The sequence below is a fragment of the Listeria sp. MAN/IMW/UF464 genome, from assembly GCF_058683955.1.
The window spans coordinates 310901-331681 of the sequence record NZ_JBZWZP010000003.1 but is presented as its reverse complement, the minus strand read 5'-3'; the positions used below and the strand labels follow the sequence as shown (position 1 = coordinate 331681).

Here is a 20781-nt window from a genome sequence, read left to right as displayed (position 1 = left end):
CTACTAGTTTAGTAGCTGGGATTTTTGTTATTTAAGCCCTAGATAACAGCAGCCTATTCGTAATTAAATTCAAAATAAAATAAATTAATACAAAGGAGCCCCAATAGATAAACAAGTTTTCATATCCAAGCAATAAAACTCTAAAGAAAACTTTATGAATAAGTACCACTAAGAGTATTAAAAGGCTATTTACTAAAGAAATACCGATAATTTTCATCTTATTTCTCCCTTCTCAATATAAATGACCCGATCTGCTTTTCCTGATATTTCCGGGTCATGCGTGACACAAACGATAGTCTTACCTTGCTTTTTCAAGGCTAGAAATAATTCAATGATTTTTTGTTTGTTTTTATCATCTAAATTGCCAGTTGGTTCGTCCGCAAGTAAAAGTTGAAATGGTTTGAGTAAAATGCGCACAATAGCAATCCGTTGTTTTTCTCCCCCGCTTAATTGGTATACTTTTTTTGCTAAATAGCTCTCATCCATTCCTACTTCTTCCAAATGCTCTATCATCAGCTTGCGATTTTCCCCACCTGAAATAGATAAGTTTTCTAACACTGTTTCATTTTCCATCAATAGATAATTTTGGAATATAAAACCTAAAACCTCTTTTTTTAGAGTCATAACTTCTTTTTTCGTCTGATATTCCATCTCGTTAATAATAACTTGCCCACTATCTTTTGAATCTAGGTGTCCGATAACATTTAGCAGCGTTGTCTTCCCACTACCACTCTCGCCGACGACTGCAATAAATTCGCCAGCTCCAATAGAAAGAGAGACTTTTTCCAAAATCAATTTATCTTGTATCTTTTTACTGACATTAACTAATTCAATCATATTTTTCACCTTTTAGTATGGCTTTAAAATCTTTATTAATTACTTTTTCCTTTAAAAAGTAAATAACACATAGCTCTATGAGGAGAATAACTACACTAAAATATAAAGCAATTGGTTCTTTAGTAATGATGAAAGTAATGACTCCCGCAAAAGCACACACGGCCAAATTACTTATAATAAACCATTTACTACTTTTCCAAAACGAATATCCAAATACATGGTAAATAAGTTGTTTATATAAGTTCTCCCGGTAATATGATAATACAAGCAATATCATAAAAGAATAGGAGCTTATCGCTAAAATAATCGTACCTATCGATTGCTGATATATTTGCCATTTTAAAGCAGTTAATTCGCTTGATACTTCTTGATAAACACTCGTTACATTGGTAATTTCTCTTGCATTTGAATTATTAATAAGCGGCAAAATAGCATTAAACGCATCACCCTTCGTTTTATCAACAAAATATACAGAAGAAGTTACAAGAGCGCCAATACTAGATGAATCAATGTTCCCTGTATAGATAATCGCTATTGGATCTGTGATGTTCCCCGTTCGTAAATCCCCCGCACTACTATCATAGGAAAAATAGTCTTGGTTATTTTGAGCATAAATAATATTGATACTTAAGTCGTCCTTACTTAGCTCTAAAACAGGACGATTCAAAGCCTCATTATACATATTAGCCACCTCTACCTTTTGAAAATAGAAGTGATCAAGATAAGCTTTTTTTATGTCTTTCTCGAATTCCTTCTTGCTCGTAGGAACTATAATATTCAAAACTTTATCATTGATTATTGCTTCATTTTCTACGTTCTGCCCTTGTGCACTTTTAATCGGGTTTAATTTTAAGTAATTAAAATCAATCTCTACGCTATTCCCTTCAGGCGAATTTATTTCAGAGATCTTATTCAAATAGGTTTCATATAAAAAAGTATCATTTTCAACCCGCGTAAAATTTTTCGAATACATTAAAAACATCTCTTTTTTAGCTGTTCCTTCTTTATAAAAAGCATTTAACTTATCGTTTAATTTTCTATCAGCTTTTAAATCGTCTTCAATATTCTCGGGTAAAACTCCTACATTTACTTTAAAAATGTTCTTTGCATCATTCCACACGTCCATATTAGCTAGTCTTGTATTTAACATCTGCAGCGATTGATAGGAAGCTATAATCGTACCAATAAATACACAAAGCAGAGCAAATTTAATAACTAAATTGATAGCCAAATGTTGTTTTGCCGACTGCATATGTTGGTCAGATTTTGGTTGATCGATTTTCTGTATTCTAAGTAAACCAAAGAAATACATCGGAAACAGAATAAAAATCAACAAAAGCACATTAAACAAAAGCAACTTCCATACTATTTCTACTGAGTATGCGGATAGCCCTCTTACTAAAACTATGCCAACAAAAACCACCAAAATCACTAACTCACTAAACAATATAAATTTAATAGTTTTATTGAACAAAGACTTTAATGTAACTAACTTAGAATTCCCCCATATACGATTAACAAATAACCGCTGTTTGGAGTATCTTAAATAGTAATATGTAAAAATAAATAAAATGACAAAACACAAAAGCAAAGTCATAAGTAACGGGATATTAATATATTTCCACCAGCTCACGTCAACACTTTTCGTAGTTATTTCCCCGTACTGTTCAAATTCCTTTAAAAAAGCCTGATACGTATCCTGGTTATCTAAACCACTTACATAAAAAGTATCACTTAGACCCACATTTTTAATCTGTCCAAAGTCATAAACCTTTAAAGACCAATACTTAGAAGGATGATAAATCACACCCGATTGTTTTTCATCGCCACTTTCCCGATTCGCCAAAAAACGGTTTTTATCGGGATAATCTCCTTTTTTAAGCTTTATATTTGGGGAACACTGGGAATTAGAGGCATAAATATTCAAATCGCGTTCATCTAAAAATGTATACTGCGCTATGTTAATATTTTTAGCTTTTGAAAATTGCTCTATAGAATTATTAATTTCTAAAACCTGAAAGTCATCTTTATATTTAAACTGCACTTCTGTCTGGTCTTTAAAAAGAAAATCACGCGACAAGGTATTAGTAATAAAATTAAAAAACATTACATTACCAATGACAAGTGTTACTAAAATAATAGTGGAAAGAAACTTTTTCATCACATCATCCTTATCTTAATTCTATTCTTTTAATGTATCATGAATAGACAATGTATAACCAAAATGGTAATGAAATGACTTATTCTCATCATTAATAGCTTAAATCAAAACAATTTAATATTATTCCTGCTCAAATTGTGTAAAAAGCAGCAAAAATTTAATAGATTTTCTTTGAATTAGCTCATTATTCATTTTTCTAATCATCGCAAAACCAATTAGTCACAAAAATTTCGATTTACGCGCATTTTCATAAGTATTTAATTTAAATTTTTAACATAAATACTCAAATTCCGGTAATTTCAATGCATATTTATCCAAACTATCAACTACCCCTTTATCTTTCCGCCTATATATACTACAATAAACTTTAACGAAAAAACGGAACCATCTCCGTTTAAAATAGAAAGGGGTGACTGCATGCTTTTTTATGAGCGAATAAAAATCATGGTCCCACCATTTCCCTGTGAAGGATGTTTTTTTCCCAGATAAATAAATTATTCAGGAGAGTTTTTTATGGAAAAAAACATCGAAACAAAGAAAATCAATTTGGCATTACTTGTTTGTCTTGTAGGGTTTCCGCAAATTAGTGAAACTATTTATACACCTTCTTTAACCGAAATTGCTAAGGGCTACGGGGTATCGTTAAACCTGGCTCAGATGACTTTGAGCATTTACTTTCTTGCTTTCGCAGTTGGCGTGTTCTTTTGGGGTGTTAGTTCGGATTATTTAGGACGACGTAAAGCAATGAATTATGGGATATTCATCTATATTCTTGGTTGCTTAGTTTGCTTTCTTTCAAATAATATTACTATGCTTTTTATCGGTCGATTTGTTCAAGCATTTGGGGCAAGTACGGGTTCTGTTACAACACAGACGATTTTGCGCGACAACTACCACGGCAATGAACGCCACCACTTATTTGCAAAAATCTCAGCCGCTTTGGCATTTTCACCGGCAATCGGGCCATTAATTGGTGGGTTTATCGGACAATATTACGGCTTTCGCGTGGTATTTTTATTTTTAGTAGTTATGGGAATGGTATTGCTGTTCTGGAGCTTAAAACGATTACCAGAAACAAAGACAGCGAACGCTACCTCCTTTAGTGTACAGAAAATGGCAGTAATTGGTAAAAAAATGATATTTGACCGCTATACAATTGCTTTTGGGGTGCTAATTGGCATTTTTAATGGGATATTGTTTAGTTACTACTCTGAAGCTCCCACTATTTTTATTGAGAGGTTTCATTTTAATCAGAGTCAGTATGGCTTTATGGGTTGCGCAGTGGCCGTTTCAACTATATTAGGTGCTGGGCTATCGAACTGGCGCCTAAAGCAAAACTCGCCTCATAAAATCATCAAAGAAGGAATTTTATTAGCCCTTATCGGCACACTTGCTCTTAGTATGGTCGCGATTTTCCCGCTAACGAGCCAAGTTGTATTTTATATTCTATTCATCTCTATTATCTTGGCAGGAATCGGCATGGCTTTACCAAATTGTTTAAGTCTAGCACTAGTAAAATTTCAAGAAGTTGCAGGTACGGCTGGTGCCTTTTTAAGCTTAGGTTATTATGTAATTGTCAGTCTTTGTACTTTCTTCATTGGCGTTTTGCATTCGGGATCAATGCTTGTATTTCCTGCATTCTGCCTAGTATTACTTCTAATTGCCTTGCTTTGTATAAAAATAGCTACTAGAAATTCTCGCTAAAAAAACCGGAACCGTTTCTAACTTGAAGCGGTTCCGGTTTTATTTTAAATGTCATCCCAATTTAAAAATATTTTATATTTCCCGGGGAATAAAAAAAGTATTAAACTCCTAAAAGTCTAATACTTCTTTGATTAAGCTAATTCTCCATCCATGCTTTCCATTTGAGCAAGGAAGGCTTTTTGCCATTTCTTCTCGTTAAGGAATTCAATTGGAAACTGGGGATCGATTGTATTTAGGATTTTAGCCCAAGCGTCTGTACGTAATGAAGATGCTTGGCGAATCGCTATTACAAACATTATTATTGTTCCGGCAATTAAAAACAGAACTAAAAAAATACCTACAATGATTGTAGCTGGGAAATTTTGGTTTATTGCAAAAAAGTACGTTAGATAGCCTAAAATAAATGCTACTACAAAGAAACTACCGATAAAAGCAAAAGTCTTCTTACGGCTACGTCTATATGTAGAAATACCTAATTCTATTTCCAGCAAAGCCATTTGACGAACTGGATTATTTTTCTTCGCAACTTGAATACCATATCTATCAATTAGTAAATGCGCTGCTGTTCTTTCCTCTTTGTTATTCTTTGGCATAATGACAAGAAGAACAATTAAAAATGCTATAACCATTAATTGTATCAAAATAACACTCCTATAATAAAAATTTATAGTTAATTATAGCATTATTAAGCTCTTGGCAAATTGTATATTTTGTGAATTAATTATCGCGAGGAGCTCTATAGAAGTAAATAAACTCTTGACAAAGCAACTTTATACTGTAATTGTTTCACATGAAACATTTAGTTCTTAATTTTAGCATCACTAAAGTAACCTACCGTTTCATTCGCAAATTGACACTCTTACCCCAAATCAGTTAAAGATAGTTCTATTTCTTCCAGTAAAAATTCGCCAAAACTATTAGCAACAACTTTCTTTTCTGTATTGTCTTTGAATGATAAGTTAGTTTCAACTATTACAGGCTCGCCCTCACTCCCAATAATTGAAGTGTCTATCGAGAAAATCGAACCATATCCTGAATTTTTTATCATAATCATCTCTTTATTTATATCCCCAAATGTACGCGCCTGCTCTGTTGCAAATTTGACGTCTGGTATGGAAGCTGCACTCAAGCCTCGTTTAGAGATACCATAAAAAGATACACCATTAAAAGTTAACGTCCCATATTTTTCTAAAAAAAGCTTATATGTCTCTGGAAATTCGTTCCCTAAAGCATCTTGGTAAATTTTAATTAATTCAGGTGTTCCAGTACCACTAGCATGAAAGGTTATTCCACTTAAAGTTATTAACCGATCTACTTCCTCAAGAAAACTACTAGCCATCATATACACTCCTAAACGAACTTTTATTGTTTTAAGATACTTTTATTATATCACTCTAGGTGTTTATAAAGCTTGTAGAATTCGCGAAAAATATTACAAGAATCGCACTATTTCTATAAAAAAACAATCTTTTGACGCATCTGCTCATCAAAAGATTGTTTCACGTGAAACATATTAAACGTTAAAGCGGAAATGAACGACATCTCCATCTTTCATTTCGTATTCTTTACCTTCTAAGCGTACTTTACCAGCTTCTTTTGCTGCCTGTTCTGAACCATATTCAAGTAATGCATCATAGGCAACAACTTCAGCACGAATGAATCCACGTTCGAAATCAGTATGGATGATTCCGGCACATTGTGGAGCTTTCATTCCTTTGATGAAAGTCCAAGCACGAACTTCTTGAACACCTGCTGTGAAGTAAGTCGCTAAGCCAAGTAAAGTATACGCGGAACGAATCAATTGGTCTAAGCCTGATTCTTCAATTCCAAGCGCTTCTAAAAACTCAAGCTTGTCTTCATCTTCTAACTCAGCAATTTCTTCTTCAGCACGAGCACAAACAACGATAACTTCGGAGTTTTCACTCGCAGCGAATTCACGCACTTGTTGGACATATTTGTTATCGTCCGGGCTAGAAACGTCTTCTTCACTTACGTTAGCTACATATAAAACAGGCTTTCTTGTAAGCAAGAAAAGGTTACGAACGATTTTTTCTTCTTCTTCGTTAAATTCAATTGCACGAGCTGGCTTGTCATTTTCGAAAGCCTCGCGTAATTTAACTAAAACATTATATTCAGCAACTGCATCTTTATCTTTTTGTTTAGAAAGCTTCTCAACACGCCCAATACGCTTCTCTACTGTTTCTAAATCCGCTAAGATAAGTTCTAAGTTAATAGTAGAAATATCATCTAGAGGGTCTACTCGGCCTTCTACGTGGGTGATGTTTTCGTCATCAAAACAACGAGTTACGTGGCAAATTGCATCCACTTGGCGAATATGAGATAAGAATTTGTTTCCAAGTCCTTCGCCTTTACTAGCACCTTTTACAATTCCAGCTATGTCTGTAAATTCAAAAGTAGTTGGAACGGTTTTTTTCGGTTTTACAAGTTCCGTTAGTTTGTTTAATCTGTGGTCAGGAACTTCAACAATTCCTACGTTCGGGTCAATCGTTGCAAACGGATAATTCGCAGCCTCTGCTCCTGCTTTTGTGATTGCATTAAAAAGTGTCGATTTCCCAACATTAGGAAGCCCGACAATACCAGCTGTAAGTGCCATTATATATAAACTCCTTTTCATTAACTTCATTTTGAAAATGCCCGTCAAATAGACATTTTTTCACTAACGTATATTATAAAGGTTTTTCAAATAAAAAGCCACCCACCAAAAAACGAAAACCCTAAAAGGATTTTCGTTTTAAGCTTACTTATTTTAAATCTGCTACATGTTCTTCAAGATTAACACCAGTCCCATCAGCCACTCGATTAGCGAATTCTGGTTCTATTTGGTAGAAGTTTCGCAAATTGCGGATTTTAATATCATCGCGAACGCCAGACCAATCATCAACAATATTTTTCACAAGCGCCGCACGTTCAGCATCGGAATAGCGGTCCCATACTTCTTTTGCATGACCAAAGTTATTTGGTTTTTCAGCAATAAGTCGGCCAGAAATATCCCCACGAATTTCTTGTTCTTGTTCAATAAAAGCTGGATTTTCTTTTGGTTCAGTCTCGTAACTATTTGGCTCGTAATTAATTGAACTCGTTTGTTGTTTAAATGGCATATAGCCATCACGTTGGTTGTTGGCAACAGGTGCTTTCGGGCTGTTAATTGGCAGTTGCAAGTAGTTAGGACCTACGCGGTGTCTTTGAGTATCGGAATAAGAGAACAATCTCCCTTGAAGTAAACGGTCCTCAGAAGGAAGCATTCCACGAACAAGTACTCCAGGATTAAACCCAACAGATTCAGTCTCTGCAAAAATATTATCTGGATTACGATTAAGTGTCATTGTCCCTACATGTTCATATGGGAAAACGTCTTCGAACCAATCTTTTGTTGCATCTAATGGGTTAAAATCAAAGCTGTCTAAGTCTTTCGGATCTAGCACTTGCACATATAAATCCCATTCAGGGTAGTCCCCATTTTCAATTGCTTCATACAAATCACGGCTCGCATGGTTAAATTCTTTTGCTTGAATTTGCGCAGCCTGCTCGGTGGAAAGGTTCACAATTCCTGCTTTTGGTACCCAGCGCAGTTTCACGTAAACCGTTTTCCCCTCTTCATTAATCCATTTAAACGCATGAACACTAGAGCCACGGATTTCGCGATAAGAAGCCGGAGTTCCTTCATCACTAAATAAATACATAATCATAGTTGTAGCTTCAGGACTCAAGCTAAAGAAATCCCAGTAGCGGTTACCATCTTGAATATTCGTGCGTGGATCAGGTTTCAGAGAATGAATAACATCCGGAAACTTAATCGCATCACGAATGAAGAATACCGGCAAGTTATTTCCGACAAAGTCATAATTTCCTTCTTCAGTATAAAATTTAACAGAGAATCCACGCGGATCACGCAAAGTTTCTGGTGAATGCTGACCATGAATTACCGTTGAAAAACGAGCAAAAACCTCTGTTTCTGTCCCTTCTTCTTGTAAAAAATTAGCGATAGTATATTTTTTCATGCTTTTTTTAGTAACAAATTTCCCGTGAGCCCCAGCACCTCGAGCATGCACAACTCGCTCCGGTACACGTTCTCTATCAAAATGCGCTAATTTCTCAATTAGAACATAATCTTCTAATAAAGTTGGTCCTTTAAGTCCCGCGGTCATCGAATTTTGGTTATCGCCAACTGGCGTACCTTGGTTCGTTGTTAAATTTTTTCTCTCTGTCATATGTAAATACCTCCAATAAAATACTATATCATTTTAATTATAATAATTATTAAATGATACTATTTATATTTTAAAGAAGAAAATACTAAACTTCAACTAAAAGGCTTTAAAAAAAGAGCAGACGACTGTATAAATCGTCTGCTCTCTATTACTCTTCAGCCTTAACTAAAATTTTCTTTACTTTTCGTTCAAATTCACGTCGAGGAATCATGACGCTATGTCCGCAACCTTCGCACTTAATCCGAATATCCATACCCATACGAATAATCTTAAATCGATTGGTACCACAAGGATGAGGCTTTTTCATTTCTACTATATCATTTAAATCGAAATGCTTTTTTTCCATAAACATCACAACCTATTCATCATCAAACTGAATATCTAAAATCTCTAAAATACGATCCAAATCATCATCTGATAAAAATTCAATTTCAATTTTACCTTTTTTATCACGACGTTTAATCGAGACAGCCGTACCAAATTTATCACGTAATTGACTTTCACTTTCACGAATAAAAATAGGCACTCTGGCAGGCTTAATTGTTTCACGTGAAACATTTTCGTTCAAGTTGTTCACAACATCTTCCAGTTGGCGAACTGTTAAACCTTGAGTCGCAGCCTTTTTAGCTGTTGGGATAATATTTTTCTTAAGTTTCAAACCTAGCAACACTCGGCCATGTCCGGCTGACAATGAGCCGTCGCGTAACATTACTTGAACTTCTTCAGGCAAGGTCAAAAGACGTACAAAGTTAGCAATATATGGTCTACTTTTCCCAACGCGTTCTGCTAATTTGGCTTGCGTTAAGCCCAATTTTTTCATAAGGAACTGATATGATTCAGCTTCTTCAAGTGGAGATAAATCTTCACGTTGTAAGTTTTCAATGACGGAAAGCTCCATCATCTCTTCTTCTGTTAAATCACGTACAACTGCTGGGATTTCTTTTAGTTTAGCTTCTTTTGCTGCACGGAATCTACGTTCACCTACAACAATTTCATATCCTTTTTCAGCATTTCTTAAAATAATTGGCTGTAAAACACCGTGGATTTTAATGGAATCACGTAATTCATTGATTGCTTTCGTATCAAAAATTTTACGTGGTTGATATGGATTTGGCTTAATTTCTTTGATAGCGATATTTTGTACTGTTTCTTCATTCGTATCGACATTGTTAAATAGCGCATTAATTCCTTTACCTAGACCTTTAGCCATGTGCAACCACTTCCTTTGCTAATTCTAAATAAACTTCTGCCCCTTTTGATTTTGCATCGTACAACAAAATCGGTTTTCCGTGGCTAGGTGCTTCACTTAAACGAACATTACGTGGAATGATTGTATTAAACACTTTGTTTTGGAAGTATTTTTTCACTTCTTCTATTACTTGAATACCTAGATTTGTTCTAGCATCAAGCATTGTTAGTAAAACACCTTCAATTTGTAAATCTTCATTAAGATGCTTTTGGACGATTCTTATTGTATTTAGTAACTGGCTTAAACCTTCTAACGCGTAATACTCACATTGAACAGGAATTAAAACAGAATCTGCGGCTGTTAAAGCATTTAAAGTCAAAAGCCCAAGTGATGGCGGACAATCAATAATTACATAGTCATAATCATCACGAATTGAGTCGATTGCTTTTTTCAATCTAATTTCACGTGAGATAGCTGGAACTAGCTCTACTTCAGCCCCTGCAAGTTGAATTGTAGCTGGGATAACATTCAGATTATCTAAATCTGTTTTTTGTAACACATCTTGAATCGCCACATCATCAACCAATACATCATAAATGCAGTGTTCGATTTCACCTTTGTTTACACCAACACCACTTGACGCATTTCCTTGTGGGTCAATATCTACTAGTAATACTTTTTTACCTAAAAAAGCTAGGCTAGAGCTTAAATTAACGGATGATGTCGTTTTACCAACCCCACCTTTTTGGTTTGCTAGTGCAATCACTTTGCTCAATCTTTTTCACCAACCCTTATTTTGTACCGAGATTTCCGGTTCTTTTATCTTCTATTCTACCAAAAGATTTTCATTTAGTCTTACAAAAAGTAAAAATAAATTGAAATTCGTATTTTGAAAGCTTAAAAATGGTGAAAATGATATTCTTAAAACCTAGAAATGTTTCACGTGAAACATTTTAAAATAAAAAAAGCAACCAACCTAAGCTGATTACTTTTCTATCTTCAATCTACAGAGAATGTTGTCTTAACACCTAGAACCGTGCAGACTTTTTGATACATTCTAAGAGTTAAATCTGGATCCCCTGCTTCTAAACGTCCAATAATAACAGGAGATAAATCTGATTTAAGCGCTAAATCTAGTTGCGACCATTTCTTCTCCATTCGTTTAGAGAAAATATATTTACCAAGGCTTGCTGAAAAACTATCTAAGTAATGAGCAATGCCTTCATTTGCTAAAGCTTGATTTTTTAGTGTTTCGAATTGATAATCTGCATGACCAATACTTGTTTCCGCTTCGATACGACGCAAGAATACGCGTTTTACTTCTTCGCGGTAAGCGCTCATTTGATCAGTGAACGGGTTTTTATCTTTAAAATAGCCTTTAACAAAGCAATAATAGGTTTCATCTCCACTAAATGCAGTGAAGTAAATTAAACGACAATTTTTATCTTTAAAATGTGCTTTCATCTCTTGAATCGGTTGGTCTACAGTTGTTTCCACTCGAGTTGTTTGCAGTGAGTAAGCTTGACTTTTACCGATAATTAAATGGACATCGGGGAGAATTTGCTTACCAGTGCTAAGTTTTCTTGTTTCTGCTGTTTCTAGTTGTAACAGGCCTTGAAATACTAAAGTGGCCATTAGTGGTTCTTCCACAATTAAATTTTGTAAGAAATCATACGCTTGGAACTCATTTTGTTCGTCTTTCACAAAAATGATCTTTGCCATTCGTTTCGTGATTCCACCCAGAGTTGAGTGAATCACTCCCTCCTTTACAACTTTACCTAATTCTATTGTACTTTTTTCTGCTCAAAATTGCACTTATTTTCTCTAATTTTTGTAAAACCGTAAGAAAGTTTACATTCCACTCAAATCGAGTTGTTTTAAATTTAAAAAGAAAAACCCTGCTCTAGTAAGCAAGGTTCGTAACTATTTTTTCGCTTCTTTCGCAATTTGGTACCAACTGTAAATCTTCACTATCGCAAAGAAAGTATAGCCAAACGCGATGAGATATGCCCCGTAATTAATTAATAGAATGTTGAAGCCACTTCCCCAACCAGACTCTTCTGCTACGGCTACTGCTCGGGCATAGGGGCTGGTGAAAAAGTAGGTAATATATAGTGGATTAAAACTTATAATAGCACTTGTAATCGCTATTACGAATGATGGAAGTACCATCAAACAACTAATGACACCAACTGCGTGTCCAATTATCTTCAAAAACCTCACTGCTACACCTCTTATTTCTTTTTAGGAATTTGAATGGTAATTTGATAAAAATCATCTGTCTCTTCTTCGGTGAAATCTAGGTCCATTCCGTTATCTTTAACCATTGTGACCGACTGTTTAATCGTGTTCATGGCGATACGTACGTCACGACTAATAGCTTGGCGTTTTGGTTTGGTTTTTTTAGTAGCTACTGGTTTTTTCACGCCTAAAATTTCTTGAATTCTTGCTTCGGTTTGTTTGACGTTCCAGTGATTTTCTTCTATTTCTTGTAAAAGGCTCACTTGCTGTTCTTCCGTTTCTAAAGCTAATAAAGAACGAGCATGGCGCTCTGAAATTTGTTTGTTAAGAACGGCTTCTTGGATAGTTTCTGGTAGTTTTAGAAGACGCATTTTGTTTGCGATGGCAGACTGGCTTTTCCCGACACGTTGCGCAAGGGCTTCTTGTGTCACGTCCTGCATGTCTAGTAAGCTCCGATATGCTTTTGCTTCTTCAATGGGCGTTAATTCCTCACGTTGCAAGTTTTCAATTAACGCTATCGCAGCTACTTCTTCATCATCTAAATTCTGAATAATTGCTGGGATTTTTTCCAATTTCAAAGAAAGTACAGCACGAAAACGGCGCTCTCCCGCAATAATTTCATAATAATCCGGTTCCATTTCTCTAACCACAATCGGCTGAATAACACCGTGAATTCGGATAGTGCGAGCAAGCTCATCAATTTTATCTTGATCGAATACTGTCCGTGGTTGGAATTGGTTCGGGAAAATCTTATCCATAGGAAGTTCTAGTACGCGTTGTACTCCTTCTTCTACTATATCATCCATTTGATTCTTATCTTTTTTTCCAAATAAACGTGAAAAAGGCATCTGGGTCCTTCCTTTCCGGAAAATCTTGGGCGCTTCTTTAAATATGTTACTTATCCGCAAGTCTCTTAAACTATTTTAGCAGAAATGTCAGAGAAAAACACGCTTATTCTACAGTTTAAATGCGAAAAAATAGACAGAGCTGCTAAAATTCCCCAGTTCCATCTATTTTCCTAATTTATCTTAATGAAATTCGTCCGTTACCGTATTGATAGTTTTTTCCATATTTTCTCGGTAAGATTCATTTTGTAGTAGCATCATGGAAATAATGTCCATCACATACATTATCGAAAACTGGCTGTTGGCAAAATATCTTTTACTTACGAATAAAGTATTGTAAACCGGGATGGTTACGTCGCTGATTTCGGTCATTTCACTATTTTCAAAACTTGTAAATGTAGCTACTTTACTTTTGTTTTTCTTAGCGATTTTTAGCGCGGTGACTAGCTCTGGAGTATTACCTGAATTGGAAATACCAATAACGAAATCTTCTTTTGTTGTGATTGAGCTGGTGATAATCATCATATGCGGATCGTTGACACTAATAACATTTAACCCCATCCGAATAAGTCGCTGTGACATCTCAACAGCTGTGAGCCCCGAACTTCCGACGCCGCAAATATAGACTCGTTTGGCTTCTTGAATATACTGCACCACTTCACGAATCTTCGCTGGTTCAATCAGCTTCACCGTATTATCAATCACTTTATGGTAAAACGAATAAACCTCTTCAAAAAGGTCATCATAACCAAGTGACGGAACCATAGTTGCTGCAGTATTAACCCGCATTTTCAAATCCACAAAACTATCACAACGCACGTGCCGACAAAATCTCGTTATCGTCGAAATGGATGTGCCGGTTTCTTCAGCTAGCTCTTTAATATTAATATTCTTGAGTTCATCACTTTTTTCTAAAATATATTTCGCGATTTGCTTTTCTTTATTCGGTAATCGATTGTAATTTTGCTGAATTTCATTTAAAATCGTCATCTTTTTTGGCCTCTTTCTGGTTTAAGAAATGATAGAGCGCGCCAATCATCCCTGCTTCATTTCCCAGCTTTGCGAAAGTAAGATCTGCTGTATCGAACATTGGTGAGATTAATTTAGCTGAAATAGCTTTTTTTAGGCGAGGTTTGAAAAATGACTCTTCTTCCATTAATCCCCCACCAAGCACAATCACTTCTGGGTTGAAAATATAGATTAAGTTTACTACACCTTCGACTAAATTCTCAATCCATTGCTCTATTTCGGTCAGCACAGCCGCATCTCCGCTATATGCCCATTCCATGATTTGACGACCATTTAACGCATTTTCCTCGATATTTTTTCGCGAGGCAACTTGTTTAATTAATGCTTTGGTTGAAGCCACATCTTGGAATTTTCCTTGCGAAAGCTGCATATAACCCACTTCACACGCTGTAAAAGAGTAGCCATTTATTAGTTCATCATTTAAAAGCATTGCTCCACCGATACCAGTACCAATTGTCAAACAGAGCACGCTCGTTCGTCCCCGTGCTCCGCCTAACCAAAACTCGCCAAGACAGGCCGCGTTTACGTCATTTTCTACTGCGCACGGAAGGTTAAATCGGTGCTCTAATTCTGCTTTTATTTCTGTCCCTGTGTATTCGGGAATTGTATAGCCCGCATAAATGATATTGCCGTTCAGAGGATCTACAACACCCGCTGAAGCAACACAGACGCCCGCTATGCCCGTTTTTTCCTGTTCGACAATCTGAATAAGCGCCGGCATGATTTGATTCGCTCCGTCGCTTATAGGGGTCGCACAAGACATAAGCTCACCTATCCGCTTGCCTGCTTGGTTAAACTTGGCATATTTAATACTAGTTCCGCCAATATCAACACAAAGATAATTTTCCATTTCTTCACCTCTTTAGTGAAATTATTATCCTTCTTTTGTTAACTCCTCGTAAAATGCCTGCTCTGAGTTCGCTGCAATCAAACGAGCTACTTTTTCCTCGTCCATGAGTACTTCAGCAAGCTCCGACAATACTTCTAAATGGCTTTCTGAATCTGTTGCCGCGAGCGTAATAATTAGTTTCACTGGGTCGAACATTTCACTCCCAAAATCCACGCCGTCAGCAAGTGTTGCGAAGGTTAAACCGCCGCGAATGACGCCAAATTCTGGTCGCGTATGTGCTAGGGCGATATGTTTGGCAATCACTATATATGGTCCATTATTTTCTACACTTTGAATCATTCCGTCGATATAACTTTCTTTGATGGCACCTCGCTCTAGTAGAAGTCTCGCAGATGTTTGGATGGCTTCACGCCAATCTTTTGCCTTTAAATTTACCTCAATATCTTCCAAAGTTACTCGGTCTAATAACATGCTCGTGCCCCCTTATTTATTATACTTAGCTATTATTTCTGTTAAATCTACATCCGCCAGCGACTCTCGTTCCATATAATTCGGTGTTAAATCGCTATGTTTCGTTACTTCATTTGGGATGACAAGAACATTTACACCCGCACTATTCCCCGCCAAAAGGCCATTGCGCGAGTCTTCTACGATAAGCGCCTCCGAGGGTTTTACATTAAGCGCTCTTAACGCTTCTAAAAATAAATCCGGCTCTGGCTTAATTCGTGTAACATCCTCCGCCGTAATAATCGCATCAAAATATTCGAGTAAACCTAGTCGTTCCAAATGATAGAGCGGTTTTGGTCGCTGCGATGATGTCGCAAGCGCTAACTTTAAGCCGCGCTCTTTTAATTCACGAATAAAACTTTCCACGCCTTCTTTGGCTGGTAAGCTTTTACTATTTTCAATGAAAGTTGCTTGTGTTTCTGCTTCGAATGCTTGGCGATTAATATCCATTTGCTGTGTCTCATTTAATTCACGGAATAAATCGTCCACATTAGATCCGACGCACTGTAAAAATTCCTCAATAGAAAGATCATAATGTTGTTTTGTTTTAAACCAATCTTTAAAAATTTCGTACCAAACTACTTCTGTATCAATAACAATTCCATCAAAATCCATCACAACTGCTTTTAACATCATCTTCCTCCTACCCACTTTACTATTCAAAGCGCTCCTAAAAAGAAGCGCTTACAAATAAGTTAATTCTTTTGTTCTCGGTCTGCAACTATTTTATCTATTAGTTCTTGGTATTCTGGCGCGCCGAGGTAATCCGTTATTTCCACATAATACGCATCTGGTTGTTTTTCTTTGGCTCGGTCGATAAGGGATTTATGCGTCACGACCACATCGCATTCGGTCGGCAATTCGTGGATGGCGATATGGAACACTTTAATATCGTCTAAGCCAGCGTTTTTGATTTTTTTCTGCAGCACGGTCGCGCCCATCGCACTTGATCCAAGCCCAGCATCACAAGCATAAGCGATTCTTTTAACATTTTTAAAATTAAAATCATCTACTGGAGCTTCGAAAACAGAGGAAATGCTACTTTTTTTGCCTTTAAGACCTTCCATTTTCTTCGCCGCGTCTTGTAGTTCTGAATCTTTGTTCCCCATGCGTTTAATAAATGGTATGGCGGTAATGAATGTAACAAGCGCCGCACATAACACCGCGATAATGATTTTAATATGATCGCCGGGTGCTGCCATCATCATGATTGTGATAATACTACCAGGAGAGGCCACACCAACAAGTCCCGCATTTGTCATTGTTAAAATAAATGTTCCTGTCATACCACCAAGAATTAGCGGTAAAATAAGAATTGGATTCATTAAAACGAACGGGAAGTAAATTTCGTGAATACCACCAAATAGGTGAATAACACTTGCCCCGTAGGAAGATGCTTTTGAGTTTCCTTTTCCAAAGAACATATAACCGAGTAAAATTCCAAGACCTGGTCCAGGATTTGATTCTAGTAAGTAAAGCACCGATTTTCCTGTTTCGGCGAGTTGCAATGTTGCTAGCGGACTAAGAATACCTTGACCGATCGCATTGTTTAAAAATAAGACTTTAGCTGGCTCAATAATTAAAGCCGTTAGTGGGAGCAAATGATTGTTAATTAACACATCCACGCCACTTGCTAATACTTTTGTTACAGTTTCAACCATCGGAGCAATTGCCACATAAGAAAATAGCGCTAATCCCGCTCCAATAATCCCAATCGAAAAGTTATTAACTAATAGTTCAAAGCCAGCTGGAATTTTTCCATCAATACGTTCATCAAATTTTTTAAGTACCCAAGCAGCAAGCGGACCCATTATCATTGCGCCGATAAACATGGTTATATCCGAACTAATAATTGCTCCCATTGTTGCAACGGTACCAATAACTCCTCCTCGGTAACCGTGAACCGCTCGACCTCCAGCAAAAGCAATAAGCAGTGGTAACAAGTAATTAAGCATTGGTGCAATAAAGCCTTTTAACATTTCAGAGCCCGTTGCGACCCCAATCGCCGTTAAAATCCCCCAAGCCATAAAAGCTCCCAAATTCGGAATGACCATACCACTTAGCTTACTCCCAAACTTCTGTACATGTACCCGAATAGACATATTTCCCCCTCCAATCATATGTGTGGCGCTATTTTATAGTGATACTTCTTTTCCTTCAGCAATGGAACGTTCAATCGCATCTACTACTCGTAAGGAATCATACGCTTCTTTTGGTGTAATGATTGATTTTGTGTTATTCGCAACGTTATTAATAAATGCCATTACCTCCTCAGCTAAATCGCCGGAAACTTCTCCATTTGTGTAATACCAGTGTCTTGAATCCGGATAAGATACCCCTTTTTCACTAACAAAGCGAACGCCGTGATCACAAGAGTCTACATATGCCACACCTTTCGTTCCGACTAATTCTAGTTTGTCGTCAATGATGGTTGGCGAATTTTCTGGCAACACCCAGCAAGCTTCAAGACAAGCAATTGCGCCATTTTCATACGTAACAATGGCATAGATTACGTCATTCATGCCGTATTCTTTAAGTAAAACACTGCGGCTTTTGGCGATAACTTTGACTGGCTCGCTATCCATGTACCAGTTAATATAATCAATATCGTGAATCATTACGTGCATACTTAAATCAGAAGCACCTATGTAACGCTTTGGTCCGGTAATTGGGCTGTTACGACGACAATAAAGATGAATAATATCACCCAATTCGCCGTTATCGAGGCGCTGTTTAATCATATTAAAACGAGGATCAAATCTGAGTAAAAAGCCAACTGTAAATACTTTGTCGTAGTCTTTTGTAAGTTCATACATTGCTTTGCCGTCTTCCAGTTCTTTTGCAAGTGGTTTTTCGAGTAAAATGTGTTTTTTGTATTTTACAGCTTCTTCCACGCAATCACGGTGCATATTATCAGGTAAAACAATGCTCACAGCTTCAATCTCAGTATTTGCTAGAAGTTCGTGGTAGTCTTTATATGCTTTACACTGAAATTTTTCTGCCATTTCTGCGCGTCTTTCATCGTTATACTCACAAATTGCCACTAACTCAACTTGCGGAAGTTTTTGATAAATTTCTGCATGATACTGCCCCATTTGTCCAACACCAATTACGCCAACTTTGATTTGCTTTGTCATGTCACTTACCTCTTTCTTCTTAGATTTTTTTAATTTCATTTGTAAAGCGGGTGGTTATTTCCTGTGGCCGAGTTACTGCGCCGCCAACAACGACGGCATAACAACCTAACGTAAGAACTTGTCGTGCTTTACTAGGCGAGTCGATTTTCCCTTCTGCAATTACTGGGCGCTTCGTACTTTTCAATACTTCTTTCATATGGGAAAAATCGTGGTCGCTGATATTTTTATTCGCCGTTTCCTCGGTGTAGCCGTAAAGTGTCGTGCCAATTAAGTCAAAGCCAAGGGAATCAGCGTAATAAACGTCTTCAATACTGCCTGTGTCTGCCATGAAAAGCGTGTTTGGAAACTCTTTTCGAATGGCGCTTAGTATGTCTTTGAGGTCTTCGTTATGTGGTCTTTTTCTCGTTGTTGCATCCATCGCAACAATTTCTACTCCCGTTTCACATATTTCTCTGACTTCTTTTAAGGTTGGTGTGATAAATACGTCGGAATCATCGTAATCTTTTTTGTAAATACCGATAATTGGGACGTCCACCTCGCTTTGAATTGCCCGAATATCTTTTGCGGTATTTGCTCGGATACCAACAGCACCACCTTGAACTGCGGCCAGAGCCATTTTCGACATAATAAATGCACTATGAAGTGGTTCGTCTTCTAGAGCTTGGCAGGAAACCACTAACCCGCCTTTGATTTTTTCCATAACAGAATTACCCACTGATACTCCTCCTCTATACTGTGTTTCAGTGTAAAGTATGCGTTTTCAAACAGACTATATCATAAGAAAATGATTTTATCAATATCGATTAAATGAAAATGATTTTCATATTTGGGTGTGGTTGCTTATGGAAACTAGCTTTAAAAAATGACGTTGCTGTTAAAAATAAAAAGTCCTTTCGTTTGAAAGGACTTTGTTAGCTTATTCGATTGGTAATTTGTTGGGTGTTCCGGGTTTGCGCGGATATTTATTAGGGGTTTCTTTTGTTTTAGTGATGACGTAGATGTTTCGTTCGCTTTCTTCTACTGGTAATGCGAAAGCGAAATGTTCCTCGACTTTTCCGCCGAATAGTTTGATGGCTTTTTCGGCTGTTTGCAGCTCTTGTTCGGCTTGGGCTGCTTTCATTACTAGGAATGAACCGCCTTTTTTTACAAGTGGCATGCACAGTTCGGATAATACGCTCATTCTTGCTACGGCACGTGCGGTTACAAGGTCGTATTTTTCGCGGTGCGCTTTGTTTTGGCCAAATGTTTCGGCGCGATCATGGTAGAAATGCACATCGGTTAGGCCTAATTTTTCTGCTAGCGCGTCAAGGAAAGTCATGCGTTTTTTCAAGGAGTCTACGATGCTTACTTTTAGATGCGGGAAGCAGATTTTAATTGGGAGACTTGGAAAACCAGCGCCAGCCCCGACATCACAAATAGTATCGAATTTAGTAAAGTCTACATAAAACGCGGCAGAAATAGAATCGTAAAAGTGCTTTAAATACACTTCTTTTTCGTCGGTAATAGCTGTTAAATTCATTTTTTCATTCCAGTCTACTAACATTTCGAAGTAATCATGGAATTGTTTCATTTGGTCGTCGCTTAGTTCTATTCCTTTTTCAGCGAGCGCCATTTGGAATTGCTCTGGATTCATATTTTTTCCTCACTTTATTTTCGCGATTTTTGCCGTGTTTAGGATGATAGACGGGTTTGGTTTATACTTTTAAACAGGCTTGTACCGTATATTTTAGCTCATTATTTTCAAGTATAAGTATTTTCGTTCTTTTTAGCAAGTTCGTATTACGTTTAACAATTATCAAACTTGTTGGCATTCTCTTTAAAACTTTTTTTGGCTTGATTTACCCATTTTCCTTTTGCTGTAGTAGAAAGTCCATCTATGTAACCCTGACAATTGCTTTCGATATCGGCTATTTTGTCCTGCTTGATCATTTTTAACATTCGTTTGCGATTTTCTGATGTTGCATGAGTTTGACTCGCCACAAACATCCCAATAAGATTTTTTTCTAGATTTCTGCGTGACTCTAATAATTCTGCTTTTAGTTTATCTATCAT

At 36.8% G+C, this 20781-nt stretch carries 23 protein-coding genes; 1 reads left to right on the top strand and 22 read right to left on the bottom strand.

Annotated features, from left to right (window positions below):
• Positions 1 to 31: 31 nt before the first annotated feature.
• From AC4PG0_RS11595 to AC4PG0_RS11585, 3 genes are read right to left on the bottom strand one after another with little or no spacing between them, the layout of a single operon-like run.
• Positions 32 to 217: a bacteriocin-like WGxF protein gene (locus tag AC4PG0_RS11595; protein ID WP_045552755.1), complete on the bottom strand. Its 186-nt coding sequence runs from the start codon at positions 215 to 217 to the stop codon at positions 32 to 34.
• Positions 214 to 837, bottom strand: coding sequence for an ATP-binding cassette domain-containing protein (locus AC4PG0_RS11590; protein WP_045552754.1), 624 nt, complete (start codon positions 835 to 837; stop codon positions 214 to 216). The genes AC4PG0_RS11595 and AC4PG0_RS11590 overlap by 4 nt, the downstream gene beginning before the upstream one ends.
• Positions 830 to 2998, bottom strand: coding sequence for a bacteriocin-associated integral membrane family protein (locus tag AC4PG0_RS11585; RefSeq protein ID WP_492167563.1), 2169 nt, complete (start codon positions 2996 to 2998; stop codon positions 830 to 832). Before AC4PG0_RS11585 ends, AC4PG0_RS11590 begins: the two co-directional genes overlap by 8 nt.
• A 513-nt stretch (positions 2999 to 3511) precedes the next feature.
• Between AC4PG0_RS11585 and AC4PG0_RS11580 the strand changes: the two genes are divergently transcribed.
• Positions 3512 to 4702: a multidrug effflux MFS transporter gene (locus AC4PG0_RS11580; RefSeq protein ID WP_492167562.1), complete on the top strand. Its 1191-nt coding sequence runs from the start codon at positions 3512 to 3514 to the stop codon at positions 4700 to 4702.
• Between the two features lie 131 nt (positions 4703 to 4833).
• Here the strand turns inward: AC4PG0_RS11580 and AC4PG0_RS11575 are convergent, their stop codons facing one another.
• The 19 genes from AC4PG0_RS11575 to AC4PG0_RS11485 form a co-directional block, all read right to left on the bottom strand.
• The gene (locus AC4PG0_RS11575) at positions 4834 to 5343 is read right to left on the bottom strand and encodes a hypothetical protein (protein ID WP_194321620.1); all 510 of its coding nucleotides are present in this window, start codon (positions 5341 to 5343) and stop codon (positions 4834 to 4836) included.
• 218 nt (positions 5344 to 5561) lie between these two features.
• The gene (locus AC4PG0_RS11570; protein ID WP_010991448.1) at positions 5562 to 6041 is read right to left on the bottom strand and encodes an SMI1/KNR4 family protein; all 480 of its coding nucleotides are present in this window, start codon (positions 6039 to 6041) and stop codon (positions 5562 to 5564) included.
• Positions 6042 to 6215: 174 nt separating this feature from the next.
• Positions 6216 to 7316, bottom strand: coding sequence for a redox-regulated ATPase YchF (gene ychF, locus AC4PG0_RS11565; protein ID WP_003722138.1), 1101 nt, complete (start codon positions 7314 to 7316; stop codon positions 6216 to 6218).
• Positions 7317 to 7464: 148 nt separating this feature from the next.
• Complete coding sequence (locus AC4PG0_RS11560) at positions 7465 to 8931, bottom strand: catalase (protein ID WP_492168004.1); 1467 nt, start codon at positions 8929 to 8931, stop codon at positions 7465 to 7467.
• A 148-nt stretch (positions 8932 to 9079) separates the two neighbouring features.
• The gene (locus tag AC4PG0_RS11555) at positions 9080 to 9283 is read right to left on the bottom strand and encodes a DUF951 domain-containing protein (protein WP_077904843.1); all 204 of its coding nucleotides are present in this window, start codon (positions 9281 to 9283) and stop codon (positions 9080 to 9082) included.
• Between the two features lie 6 nt (positions 9284 to 9289).
• On the bottom strand, positions 9290 to 10141 hold the full coding sequence (locus tag AC4PG0_RS11550) for a ParB/RepB/Spo0J family partition protein (RefSeq protein WP_003772782.1): 852 nt from the start codon (positions 10139 to 10141) through the stop codon (positions 9290 to 9292).
• Complete coding sequence (locus AC4PG0_RS11545) at positions 10134 to 10895, bottom strand: ParA family protein (protein ID WP_003722150.1); 762 nt, start codon at positions 10893 to 10895, stop codon at positions 10134 to 10136. Before AC4PG0_RS11545 ends, AC4PG0_RS11550 begins: the two co-directional genes overlap by 8 nt.
• A 224-nt stretch (positions 10896 to 11119) precedes the next feature.
• A complete protein-coding gene (locus AC4PG0_RS11540; protein ID WP_077918129.1) occupies positions 11120 to 11878 on the bottom strand; it encodes a helix-turn-helix domain-containing protein in 759 nt (252 codons plus the stop codon).
• 165 nt (positions 11879 to 12043) lie between these two features.
• On the bottom strand, positions 12044 to 12343 hold the full coding sequence (locus AC4PG0_RS11535; protein ID WP_033838389.1) for a hypothetical protein: 300 nt from the start codon (positions 12341 to 12343) through the stop codon (positions 12044 to 12046).
• 11 nt (positions 12344 to 12354) lie between these two features.
• The gene (noc, locus tag AC4PG0_RS11530) at positions 12355 to 13209 is read right to left on the bottom strand and encodes a nucleoid occlusion protein (RefSeq protein ID WP_070752216.1); all 855 of its coding nucleotides are present in this window, start codon (positions 13207 to 13209) and stop codon (positions 12355 to 12357) included.
• A gap of 180 nt (positions 13210 to 13389) precedes the next feature.
• Positions 13390 to 14196, bottom strand: a complete 807-nt coding sequence (locus AC4PG0_RS11525) for a MurR/RpiR family transcriptional regulator (protein ID WP_003772775.1) — start codon at positions 14194 to 14196, stop codon at positions 13390 to 13392.
• Positions 14180 to 15085, bottom strand: a complete 906-nt coding sequence (locus tag AC4PG0_RS11520; protein WP_153648520.1) for an ROK family protein — start codon at positions 15083 to 15085, stop codon at positions 14180 to 14182. The genes AC4PG0_RS11525 and AC4PG0_RS11520 overlap by 17 nt, the downstream gene beginning before the upstream one ends.
• Before the next feature lie 24 nt (positions 15086 to 15109).
• Positions 15110 to 15556: a PTS sugar transporter subunit IIA gene (locus tag AC4PG0_RS11515; RefSeq protein WP_003764438.1), complete on the bottom strand. Its 447-nt coding sequence runs from the start codon at positions 15554 to 15556 to the stop codon at positions 15110 to 15112.
• Between the two features lie 12 nt (positions 15557 to 15568).
• Positions 15569 to 16225, bottom strand: coding sequence for an HAD family hydrolase (locus AC4PG0_RS11510; protein ID WP_010991454.1), 657 nt, complete (start codon positions 16223 to 16225; stop codon positions 15569 to 15571).
• Between the two features lie 62 nt (positions 16226 to 16287).
• On the bottom strand, positions 16288 to 17694 hold the full coding sequence (locus tag AC4PG0_RS11505; RefSeq protein ID WP_010991455.1) for a PTS mannitol transporter subunit IIBC: 1407 nt from the start codon (positions 17692 to 17694) through the stop codon (positions 16288 to 16290).
• Positions 17695 to 17727: 33 nt separating this feature from the next.
• Positions 17728 to 18729, bottom strand: coding sequence for a Gfo/Idh/MocA family protein (locus AC4PG0_RS11500; protein WP_003722159.1), 1002 nt, complete (start codon positions 18727 to 18729; stop codon positions 17728 to 17730).
• A gap of 19 nt (positions 18730 to 18748) precedes the next feature.
• Complete coding sequence (locus AC4PG0_RS11495; RefSeq protein ID WP_010991457.1) at positions 18749 to 19444, bottom strand: N-acetylmannosamine-6-phosphate 2-epimerase; 696 nt, start codon at positions 19442 to 19444, stop codon at positions 18749 to 18751.
• A 201-nt stretch (positions 19445 to 19645) separates the two neighbouring features.
• Positions 19646 to 20362 (bottom strand): 16S rRNA (guanine(527)-N(7))-methyltransferase RsmG, encoded by a 717-nt coding sequence (gene rsmG / locus AC4PG0_RS11490; RefSeq protein WP_003772767.1) that lies wholly within the window; start codon positions 20360 to 20362, stop codon positions 19646 to 19648.
• Between the two features lie 152 nt (positions 20363 to 20514).
• Positions 20515 to 20781: a hypothetical protein gene (locus AC4PG0_RS11485; protein WP_492167559.1), complete on the bottom strand. Its 267-nt coding sequence runs from the start codon at positions 20779 to 20781 to the stop codon at positions 20515 to 20517.